The following is a 10,452-nucleotide window of genomic DNA, read 5'->3' as shown; positions in this document are numbered from 1 at the left end:
TTCATCGGGCGACCACCAACACGATCAGCACGCCTAGCGCACCGTAGGCCAGGTACAGGTGCACGCTGCCGCTGTGGGCGCGCCGCATCAAACCCGCAGCGGCGGCGACCGCCCGGATCACCGGCGCGTAGCAGCGTTCCTCGATCGCATCGGCGATTCTGGCGTGATAGGTGATTTTGTCGGCCAGGTAACGCGACTCGGCGGTGTGGGTGACTTCGATGTCGGTGTCGGGACGCAGGACATCGTCGAAGACCCGTTGCAACGGCTCGGCGAAGGACGTGGCGGTGTACTGCATCCGCGCGGTGAGATCGTCTGCGCCACAGGCCCACAGGGGCAACGTTGCGGGTGCCGGACGTCGGCTCCGGCGCCAGCGCGCCAGCGTCGCAGCGGCCAGCGTGGCCACGACAATGCCGGCGGCGATCGCGCCGGGGGCAATCGATCCCCGTAGCCCCGGCAGGCCCACCACGGCCCCGAAATCGGTGAATTGCACTGCCCGGGCGGCCGGAAGCGCGGAGATTGCCGAGCGAAGCACGGGTGCGAGAAACGCGGGTGTCACGGCCAGCATCAGGCAGGCCGCCGCGGCGATCGCCATCGCGGCCAGCATCGTACCAGGCGCCTCTCGAGCAAGGGCGGCCCGCTCGGAACGCGGCCGCGCCAAAAAGCCGATCCCGAACGCCTTGACCATAGCCGCCACACCCAGACCGGTGGTGAGCGCGACTGCGCCCACCGCCAGCGGCGTGGTCAATGCCAACACGACGGAATGCTCTCGCGCCGTGTGGATCAGCGACTGCACGAGCAGCCACTCGCTGACGAACCCGGCGCCCAGCGGCAGCCCGGACGCCCCGAGGGCGGCCACCCCGAACAGGGTTGTCGTCGCCGGCATGCGGCGGGCCAGACCGCCCAGCCGGTCGAGGTCACGCAGCCCGGTCGCGGCGAGGACCGATCCCGCCCCGAGGAATCCGAGGCTCTTGAATGCGGCGTGCGCGACGAGGTGCAGCATAGCTGCGGCGGCCGCGATCGTCGCCGGGCCGTGCGCGCCGGCCGCCGCGAACAGCGTGGTGGCCCCCAATGCCAAGGTGATCAGCCCGAGGTTCTCGGTCGACGAATAGGCAAGTAGCCGTTTGAGATCCGTGGCCACCGAGGCCTGCACCACGCCGTAGAGCGCCGACACCGCGCCGACGGCCATCAGGGTGAGTCCCCACCAACGCGGCCCCGGCCCGAGCACCTGCAGATCGACGCGGCAAATGCCATACACCCCAAGGTTGATCATCGCCGCGCTCATCAGCGCCGATACGGGGCTCGGTGCCTCCGGGTGGGCGCGCGGCAACCACGCGTGCAGCGGTACCAGTCCGGCCTTGGAACCGAATCCCACCAGCGTCGACAAGAACACGACGGTGCGCGCACCTTGCGATATCCGGTGCAGGTCGGCGAACCGATCCGCGCCGCCGGCCGCAGACAACACCATCAGTCCGACCAATATCGCCACGAACCCCAACTGGGTCATGACGGCATACACCAACGCGGCCGAGCGAACCTGCGGTTCGGTGTGGTGGGTCAGCACCAACACCAACGACGCGACCGCCATCAATTCCCACGCCAGCAGGAAGGTGGTGACCGACCCCGCGGCCGGCACCAGCAGCATCGCAGCGACAAACGCCGGCAAGACGGCGAGGGTGAGGGGTCCCAGTTGCTCGCGCCTGGCGTACCCGATCGTGTACAGCCCCACCACCACCGCGACCGCGCCCGTGAGGGTCATGAAGAATCCGCCCAGCGGATCGAGACGCAGCTGGACACCCGCCAGCGGAAGCAACCATCCGATGCGGACGGCGCGCACCGAACCGAACATTCCGAGCGCGCCCGCCCACACCCCACCGGCACCCAGCAGCGAGGTCAGCACACCCGCGCAGATAGCCAAGGAGTCATTGCGGGACAACAGGTTTGGTTCAGAGACGACCTTGGTCGCCAGATCCGCGGTCACTTGCCGGTCACCGACCGCAGAGCCGCGACGATCTGGCTCGGAGTCGGCGGGCAGCCCGGGATTTCCACATCCACGGGCACCACTTCGCCGACCGCGCCCACCACACCGTAGGCGTCGGTGAAGACGCCTCGATTGATGGCGCAGTCCCCACAGGCGATCACCCGCCGTGGCCGCGGAGTGGCCTCGATCGTGGTGCGCAACGGGCCGATCATATTGTGTGTCACGACGCCGGTCACCAGCAGCGCGTCCGCGTGCCGCGGCGAGGCCACCAGGCGGGCACCGAACCGCTCGGCGTCATAGACCGGCCCGAACGCGCCCGCGATCTCCACCTCGCAGCCATTGCACGAGCCCGCGTCGACGTGGCGGATCTGGAGCGAGCCACGCACTCCGGCGGGCGGCTTGGCCGTCTGCCCCGGTTCGGGCGGTGCCGGTTCGGCGATCCGACCGACGCGCAAGGCCTTGCTGATCCAACCCACGGGCGCTACTCCGCACCGCCGGCGCGCAGGTCTTCCAGCATCGCCACGCGGTCGCTGAGCACCCGGCTGAGAACCTTGCGTGCCACCATCAGCAGTTCGGCGATGTCCGGGGAGGCGACCGAGTAGATCATCGTGTTGCCGTCCCGCAGCGCGTCAACGACACCGGCTCGGCGCAGGACGCCGAGCTGCTGCGACAGATTCGATGCCTCGAGCCCCACCTCTGGCAACAGTTCGGCGACCGACTTGTCGCCGGCCACGAGCAGCTCCAGGATCCTGATCCGCGCCGGATGGCCCAACGTCTTGAAGAACTCCGCTTTGAGCTTGTACAGCGGTTCCGTCAACACAAATCTCCTGAAGATTACAAGCTTTCTATGTTCTAACAATTGAAGAATTTATCATAAGTTGCTGCGGTGCGGCGCATCGGCGGGGGGGTCCTCAAAGGCTCAGTCAGCTGCAGGCGGCGTCGCCAGAAACGACTCGACGGCCGTGCGGTACAGCTGGGGCGCCTCGTCGTGAATCAGGTGACCGGCTTGCGGGGCCTTCAAATACGTTGCCGCGAACCCGGTTTCGGCCATCGCTCGCATCTGCCCCGGCGGGGTCACCGAATTGCCGGCCTCGATCAGCAGCGCGGGGGAACGCACCGCCCGCCACTGCGCCCAGTAGTCCCGAGTGCCCCATTCGGCGGCGATCTCGATCCACCGCGCGGTGTGACCGTGCAGCCGCCAACCGGTTTCGGTGCGGTCGAAGGCCTCCAGAAAATACCGGCCGGCGACAGGCCCGAATTCGGCGAAAACTTGCTCGGCGGAGTCGAATTCGACCGGCAGGGCGTGCAGCCACGGTTCCCAGGGTCCGGTGGTGCGGCCACGGAAGTCCGGTGCCATGTCCTCGAGCACCAGGGCGGAAACCAGTTCGGGGCGCTCGGCGGCCAAGCACCAGGAGTGCAGGGCGCCCATCGAATGCCCGACCATCCGGACCGGCACGTCCAGCGTGCTCACCACGTCGGCCAGGTCGGCCACGAACCGTTCGGTGCTGATCGGGTACGGATCTTCGACGTCGCGACCCCGATGCCACGGCGCGTCATAGGTGTAGACGGTACCCAGCCGGTTCAGCCAGGGCAGTTGTCGCGGCCAGGTGGTCCCGCGTCCCATCAGGCCATGCACCAGCACCAGCGGCTCGCCGTCGCCTCCGTGGCACGTCAACAGTTGGCTGGGCATAGCACCAATCTTGCGAGCACCGCCCTGGACCCCGGCATCGGGATAGGCGAGGTAGCCTAGCGGCATGTCGCCAGTGGTGAAGATCAACGCAATCGAAGTACCCGCCGACGCCGGCCCGGAGCTGGAGAAGCGGTTCGCGCACCGGGCGCACGCCGTCGACAACCAGCCCGGCTTCCTCGGCTTTCAGCTGCTCCGCCCGATCAAGGGCGAGAACCGCTACTTCGTGGTGACCCAGTGGGAGTCCGAAGAGGCTTTCCAGGCGTGGGCGCAGGGGCCCGCCATCGAAGCGCACTCCGGTGAACGTGCGAAGCCGGTGGCGACCGGGGCCTCGCTGCTGGAATTCGAGGTTGTGATGGACGTTGCCGGCAACAAGCAGGCTGGCTAGCAGGCTATCGGCCAGGCGCCGCGCGTGGGTGCTGAGCGCGGCCGCCGCACTGGTAGTGACATTGGCGCCCGGTTGTGCCCCCAACCCCTCCCCGCAGGCGAACGCGGCGAATCCGGGACGGCAGATCGACACCCGGACCCCGCCCGGGATCCGGGCCCAGCAGACGCTGGACATGCTCAACTCGGACTGGCCCATCGGTCCCGTGGGGGTGCGGACGCTCGCCGCGCCCGACAAGGTCGAGTCGGTGGAAACCACCATGGAGGCGCTGTGGTGGGACCGTCCCTTCACGCTCGACGGCGTCGACCTCGGCGCGAGCGTGGCGACCCTGCACCTGACCTCGTCCTACGGTGCCCGTCAGGACATCCGGATTCACACCGACGACGCCGGTTCGGTGGATCACTTCGATCTCGAGACCCGGGCGCCCACCATCAACTCGTGGCACGACATCGACGCGGTGCTGGGCAAGACGGGTGCGCGCTACTCCTATCAGGTCGCCAAGGTCAGCGACGGGCGTTGCGAGGCCGTGGCGGGCACCAATACACACGAATCTTTGCCGCTGGCATCCATTTTCAAGCTTTACGTTCTGCACGCTTTGGCGGGTGCGATCAAGAACGGAACGGTGTCCTGGGATGACCAGCTGACGGTCACCGACAAGAGCCGGGCGGTCGGCTCGTCGGGGTTGGCTTTGCCTGCCGGAGCGCAGGTTTCGGTTCGCACCGCCGCCGAGAAGATGATCGCGACCAGTGACAACATGGCGACGGACCTGCTCATCGAGAGGATGGGCACGCACGCCGTCGAGGACGCGCTGGCCACGGCCGGCCATCACGACCCGGCCAGCATGACCCCGTTCCCCACCATGTACGAGTTGTTCTCCGTCGGCTGGGGCAGGCCCGACCTGCGCACCCAATGGGAGCACGGGTCACCGCAGGTTCGGGCACAGCTGCTGGAGCAGGCGAACTCCACGCCGTATGACCCGGATCCGATGCGGGCCCACTCGCCGGCGTCCTCTTACGGCGCGGAGTGGTACGGCAACGCCGAGGACATCTGCCGGGTCCATGCCGCGCTGCAGGCCGACGCGGTCGGCAAGGCCGCGCCGGTGCGCGAAATCCTTTCCGCGGTTGCGGGAATCCAGCTGGACCACAACATCTGGCCGTATATCGGCGCGAAAGCCGGTGGCCTGCCGGGTGATCTGACATTCAGCTGGTATGCCGTCGACAAGACACAGCAACCGTGGGTGGTCAGCTATCAGCTGCACTGGCCGCGCGATCACGGGCCGACGGTGACCGGCTGGATGCTGAAGATCGCCAAGCAGACCTTCGCGCTGATCGCCCCGCGCTGAAGCTTACAAGCGCAGCGTCCAACGGCCACCCCGGAAGTGCATGACGACGCGGCCGACCGGCCCGACATCGATCCGCCAAAATGATTCCGGCGTGATGTCGAGCCCCGCCACGATCGCCGCCCGGATCACCGCCGGGTGCGTCACCGCCACCGTGCGTAGTGGGCTGGCCGTCAACGACGCCAGCCACTGCGCAACCCGGAAAATCAGGTCGACGATCGACTCGCCGCCGTGCGGCGCCACGCCCGGTCGCTTCAGCCACGCCTCGACTTCATCGGGCGGCAGCGCCGCAAGCGTCTCGCCGCGCCACCGTCCACAGTCCAGGTCGGCCAAAACTGGCTCGGTTTCGGCCTGCAGGCCAAGCAGTCTCGCGGTTTGCCGGGTGCGCTGCTCGGGTCCGGACAGCTGGCGCTGCCCGTCGCGGGCGACACCGTCCGTCGCCGCAACCTGACGTCGGCCGATCGCGTTCAGCGGTTCGTCGGCCGGAAAGCGTCCCTCCGCCATGGCCTCCGTCATGCCATGCGAGATCAGGGTCAGCCGGACCACACTGGTCACGCCGCGATGTTCGCCGCCTGCCGCGTCCGCACCGAAAGCAGGCGTCCACTGATCGTCGCGAACACCAGACCGATGCCCGCCCACAGCACCAGTTGTGTGGCCAGCGACAGCAACCTGAACTCGTAGAGGACGTCGGCCGGAAAACCCGGATAGATGATCGTCCCAGCGGCGTCGCGCAGCGGTCCGGGTGTCTCGTCCACACTTGGCAGCACCACCGCCACCACCGCGACCGCCACCAGATACGCCCCGGCCGCCAGCAGTCCGGCGTTCCACGCTCCGAACCGGGCGGCGAGGTGCCGCGCCAGCCATACCGCCCCGATCGCCAGCACCACCGACACCAGCACCATCATCAGGTACCAGCCGGTGCGCGCTGCGATCGTGTCGGCCTGTCCGACCGCCGGTGGGTTCGGCGGATATTTCACGAACGGCACCACGTAGACCGCCCCGAATGCGCCGGCCGCCAAGAGCACCGAAAGTCTATGCGGCTCGGCTACTTCCGCCCGCGCATAGATGACGCTGAACAGCACTGCGAACAGTGCGCCCATAGCCAACCCGAAGATCAGCACACCGAATCCCAGTCCGGGCCCAGATTGCACGCTGCGGGTGAACAACTCCGCGCCATGCTCGTGCACGCCGTGCGCATTCTCGGTGTCGGTGCGGCCGTCTTCAAAAGCGATCGCGCGACCAATGACGGGCTCGGCGCACAGGCGGGCGAAAACGAACGCCAGCACCGCTCCGATCGCACCCGCCAGAAGACCGCCGCCGATCAGGCGTTTCTCCACGAGACGCGGTCAGTGGCAGGGGAAGCCGAGCAGGTGCCGTGCGTCGTGCACGAACTCGTGCACGTGCGAATCGCTACCGAACAGCGAAACCGCCCCCTGGTCGACGCCGACGAAGTACAGCGCCAGCAACGCGAGGAAGACGGTCGCCGCCAACCAAAGCGCGGTTCGCGCCGCGGACAGATCAACCGATCGGGTGCGGCTGCCAGTTAGCTGCGGGTGGGACACAATCGACTCCTTCTGGGGATAACGCGTCCCCGCTGGGTATGACGAGCCTCGGGTCTGACTATAAACAGTGGCGCGACCGTTCTGGACTTTCACCAGATTCCGTTACACGTCGATGACAACGGTCAGTGTAAACCCCGCGGTTAGCCGGGCAAACGGCGATCAGACCAGGGCCGCTAACGTGCGGCGCAGCGAAAATCGGGCGGTAGCTCCGGAGAACTACCGCCCGATTTCCTTGGCTCGCTACTGCGCCTCGGGCCCCGGGTCCGCGGCGCTGTGTGCCCCGGCCTTCGCCAGGTCGGGCTCGGCCGGCGGCTTGCGGGTACCGGTGAAGGTGAATGTCGCGTCCTCGCCGGCACTTTCGCCGTCCCAGTTGTCCACGTCGACCGTGACGACCTGGCCCGGACCGACCTCTTCGAAGAGGATCTTCTCGGAGAGCTGGTCCTCGATCTCGCGCTGGATCGTCCGGCGCAGCGGGCGGGCACCCAGCACCGGGTCGAAACCACGCTTTGCCAACAACGCCTTGGCCTTGTCGGTCAGCTCCATCGACATGTCCTTGGTCTTGAGCTGCTTGCCGACGCGCTCGATCATCAGGTCGACCATCCGGATGATCTCGTCGCGGGTCAGCTGGTGGAAGACGATGATGTCGTCGATGCGGTTGAGGAACTCCGGGCGGAAGTGCTTCTTCAGCTCGTCGTTGACCTTCTGCTTCATCCGCTCGTAGTTGTTGTCACCGCCGCCCTGGGTGAAGCCCAGCCCGACCGGCTTCGAGATGTCGGAGGTGCCGAGGTTCGAGGTGAAAATCAGCACGGTGTTCTTGAAGTCCACCGTGCGGCCCTGACCGTCGGTGAGCCGGCCGTCCTCGAGGACCTGCAACAGGCTGTTGTAGATCTCCTGGTGGGCCTTCTCGATCTCGTCGAACAGCACCACCGAGAACGGCTTGCGCCGCACCTTCTCGGTGAGCTGGCCGCCCTCCTCGTACCCGACGTATCCCGGGGGCGCTCCGAACAGCCGCGACGCGGTGAACCGGTCGTGGAACTCGCCCATGTCGATCTGAATGAGCGCGTCGTCGTCGCCGAACAGGAAGTTGGCCAGCGCCTTGGACAGCTCGGTCTTACCCACGCCGGACGGGCCGGCGAAGATGAACGAACCCGACGGGCGCTTGGGGTCTTTCAGCCCGGCCCGGGTGCGGCGGATCGCCTTGGAGACGGCCTTGACGGCGTCCTCCTGACCGATGATCCGCTTGTGCAGCTCGTCCTCCATGCGCAGCAGCCGGGTCGTCTCGGCCTCGGTGAGCTTGAACACCGGGATGCCGGTCCAGTTACCCAGCACCTCGGCGATCTCGTTGTCATCCACCTCGGCGACCACGTCGAGATCACCTGAGCGCCATTGCTTTTCACGCTCGGCGCGCTGAGCGACCAGTTGCTTCTCCCGATCCCGGAGGCTGGCTGCCTTCTCGAAGTCCTGGGCGTCGATGGCCGATTCCTTCTCCCGGCGCGCCTCGGCGATCTTCTCGTCGAACTCGCGCAGGTCTGGCGGAGCGGTCATCCGGCGGATTCGCATCCGCGCGCCGGCCTCGTCGATCAGGTCGATCGCCTTGTCGGGCAGGAATCGGTCGTTGATGTAGCGGTCGGCCAGCGTGGCGGCGGCCACCATCGCTCCGTCGGTGATCGACACCCGGTGGTGCGCCTCGTAGCGGTCGCGCAGACCCTTGAGGATCTCGATGGTGTGCTCCACGGTCGGCTCGCCCACCTGTACCGGCTGGAAGCGGCGCTCCAGCGCGGCGTCCTTCTCGATGTACTTGCGGTACTCGTCGAGCGTCGTGGCACCGATGGTCTGCAGCTCGCCGCGGGCCAGCTTGGGCTTGAGGATGCTCGCGGCATCGATCGCGCCCTCGGCGGCGCCGGCACCGACCAGGGTGTGCAGCTCGTCGATGAACAGGATGATGTCGCCGCGGGTGTTGATCTCCTTGAGCACCTTCTTCAGGCGTTCCTCGAAGTCACCGCGGTACCGGCTGCCCGCCACCAGCGAACCCAGGTCCAACGTGTAGAGCTGCTTATCCTTCAGCGTCTCGGGAACCTGGCCGTGCACGATAGCCTGCGCCAGGCCCTCGACGACTGCGGTCTTACCGACACCGGGCTCGCCGATCAACACCGGGTTGTTCTTGGTGCGCCGGCTCAACACCTGCATCACCCGCTCGATTTCTTTCTCGCGGCCGATGACCGGGTCCAGCTTGCCTTCCATCGCGGCGGCCGTCAGGTTGCGGCCGAACTGGTCGAGCACCAGCGACGTGGAAGGGCTGCCGGATTCGCCACCACGGCCACCGGTACCGGCCTCGGCGGCTTCCTTGCCCTGGTAGCCACTCAGCAACTGGATCACCTGCTGGCGCACCCGGGTCAGTTCGGCGCCCAGCTTGACCAGCACCTGCGCGGCAACGCCCTCACCCTCGCGGATCAGTCCCAGCAGAATGTGCTCGGTGCCGATGTAGTTGTGGCCGAGTTGCAGCGCCTCACGCAGGCTCAGCTCGAGGACCTTCTTGGCGCGGGGCGTGAACGGGATGTGCCCCGACGGGGCCTGCTGGCCCTGGCCGATGATTTCCTCGACCTGGCTGCGGACGCCCTCGAGCGAGATGCCCAGCGACTCCAGCGACTTCGCCGCGACGCCTTCACCTTCGTGAATCAAACCCAACAGGATGTGCTCGGTGCCGATGTAGTTGTGGTTGAGCATCCGGGCCTCTTCTTGCGCCAGGACGACGACCCGCCGTGCTCGGTCGGTAAATCTTTCAAACATCGGGTTACCTGCTCTCCCTCACATCGGTACAAACCTGTTGGCGGCCCCACTAACCAAGCCGGTCCCTGTGGCCGGAATCGCGTACCTGTCTCCACTGTAGTGGTCGGCTTGCCAGCGGACCTAACCTTGCCGCGCGTTCTTCGGCTGCGCAGCCGCTCGGCTTTCGGGGCCACTCTCACCCATAGCTGCCTGCGTGTTGCACGCCATAACCCAAGAAACGTTGCGACGCGCTGATTCGTTTCCCCGAGCCGTCCGACGATTGTTTCGCGTCCAGCGAAATGACAAAACCGGCGCCCGGCATCGAGCCCGGGCGCCGGTTTGAGAACTGCTAGGTCGCTGCGTGGAATGCGTCGATCACGTCGGCGGGGATGCGGCCCCGCGTTGACACGTTGTGCCCGTTTCGACGGGCCCATTCCCGGATGGCCGCGCTCTGCTCGCGGTCGATCGCGCCACGGCCGCGTCCCGAGCCGGAGCGCCCGCGCCGACGGCCCCCGACACGGCGACCGGCTTCCACCCACTGCTTCAGATCGCTGCGCAGTTTCGCGGCATTCTTGGACGAAAGATCAATCTCGTAGGTCACTCCGTCAAGCCCGAATTCCACCGTTTCATCGGCTGCGCCGGCACCGTCGAAATCATCGACCAAGGTGACGGTCACTTTTTTTGCCATTGACTTATCCTCGCATTTCGTCCTGAACAGTTACTGAGCAGATCGGA

Annotated in this window: 11 protein-coding genes; 2 read left to right on the top strand and 9 right to left on the bottom strand. The window is 66.8% G+C overall.

Annotated elements, in window-relative coordinates:
* Position 1: 1 nt before the first annotated feature.
* The 4 genes from AC5Y4F_RS20450 to AC5Y4F_RS20435 form a co-directional block, all read right to left on the bottom strand.
* Complete coding sequence (locus tag AC5Y4F_RS20450; protein ID WP_499998330.1) at positions 2 to 1,915, bottom strand: proton-conducting transporter transmembrane domain-containing protein; 1,914 nt, start codon at positions 1,913 to 1,915, stop codon at positions 2 to 4.
* 59 nt (positions 1,916 to 1,974) lie between these two features.
* On the bottom strand, positions 1,975 to 2,454 hold the full coding sequence (locus tag AC5Y4F_RS20445; protein WP_067938576.1) for an NADH-quinone oxidoreductase subunit B family protein: 480 nt from the start codon (positions 2,452 to 2,454) through the stop codon (positions 1,975 to 1,977).
* A 5-nt stretch (positions 2,455 to 2,459) separates the two neighbouring features.
* Positions 2,460 to 2,798 carry a lsr2/espR transcriptional regulator gene (locus AC5Y4F_RS20440; protein WP_156750190.1) on the bottom strand — a complete coding sequence of 113 codons (339 nt, stop codon included), beginning with the start codon at positions 2,796 to 2,798 and terminating at the stop codon, positions 2,460 to 2,462.
* A gap of 99 nt (positions 2,799 to 2,897) precedes the next feature.
* Positions 2,898 to 3,668: an alpha/beta fold hydrolase gene (locus tag AC5Y4F_RS20435; protein ID WP_499998151.1), complete on the bottom strand. Its 771-nt coding sequence runs from the start codon at positions 3,666 to 3,668 to the stop codon at positions 2,898 to 2,900.
* 64 nt (positions 3,669 to 3,732) lie between these two features.
* Here AC5Y4F_RS20435 and mhuD point away from each other — a divergent pair, with 64 nt between their 5' ends.
* Together mhuD and AC5Y4F_RS20425 are read left to right on the top strand one after the other, a co-directional pair.
* The gene (gene mhuD / locus AC5Y4F_RS20430; RefSeq protein ID WP_007772332.1) at positions 3,733 to 4,053 is read left to right on the top strand and encodes a mycobilin-forming heme oxygenase MhuD; all 321 of its coding nucleotides are present in this window, start codon (positions 3,733 to 3,735) and stop codon (positions 4,051 to 4,053) included.
* Positions 4,028 to 5,392, top strand: a complete 1,365-nt coding sequence (locus AC5Y4F_RS20425; protein WP_499998147.1) for a serine hydrolase — start codon at positions 4,028 to 4,030, stop codon at positions 5,390 to 5,392. The genes mhuD and AC5Y4F_RS20425 overlap by 26 nt, the downstream gene beginning before the upstream one ends.
* Positions 5,393 to 5,395: 3 nt before the next feature.
* Here the strand turns inward: AC5Y4F_RS20425 and AC5Y4F_RS20420 are convergent, their stop codons facing one another.
* The 5 genes from AC5Y4F_RS20420 to lsr2 form a co-directional block, all read right to left on the bottom strand.
* Complete coding sequence (locus AC5Y4F_RS20420; protein ID WP_067938572.1) at positions 5,396 to 5,944, bottom strand: histidine phosphatase family protein; 549 nt, start codon at positions 5,942 to 5,944, stop codon at positions 5,396 to 5,398.
* Positions 5,941 to 6,726 (bottom strand): CbtA family protein, encoded by a 786-nt coding sequence (locus AC5Y4F_RS20415; RefSeq protein WP_067938570.1) that lies wholly within the window; start codon positions 6,724 to 6,726, stop codon positions 5,941 to 5,943. The genes AC5Y4F_RS20420 and AC5Y4F_RS20415 overlap by 4 nt, the downstream gene beginning before the upstream one ends.
* A gap of 9 nt (positions 6,727 to 6,735) precedes the next feature.
* Positions 6,736 to 6,951, bottom strand: coding sequence for a CbtB domain-containing protein (locus tag AC5Y4F_RS20410; protein WP_067938568.1), 216 nt, complete (start codon positions 6,949 to 6,951; stop codon positions 6,736 to 6,738).
* 240 nt (positions 6,952 to 7,191) lie between these two features.
* Positions 7,192 to 9,738, bottom strand: a complete 2,547-nt coding sequence (gene clpC1, locus AC5Y4F_RS20405; protein WP_067938566.1) for an ATP-dependent protease ATP-binding subunit ClpC — start codon at positions 9,736 to 9,738, stop codon at positions 7,192 to 7,194.
* A 328-nt stretch (positions 9,739 to 10,066) separates the two neighbouring features.
* Positions 10,067 to 10,405, bottom strand: coding sequence for a histone-like nucleoid-structuring protein Lsr2 (gene lsr2, locus AC5Y4F_RS20400; RefSeq protein WP_066955505.1), 339 nt, complete (start codon positions 10,403 to 10,405; stop codon positions 10,067 to 10,069).
* Positions 10,406 to 10,452 lie beyond the last annotated feature (47 nt).

The sequence above is a fragment of the Mycobacterium sp. NGS56 genome, assembly GCF_059812425.1.
This window is presented reverse-complemented; position numbering and strand designations above follow the sequence as displayed.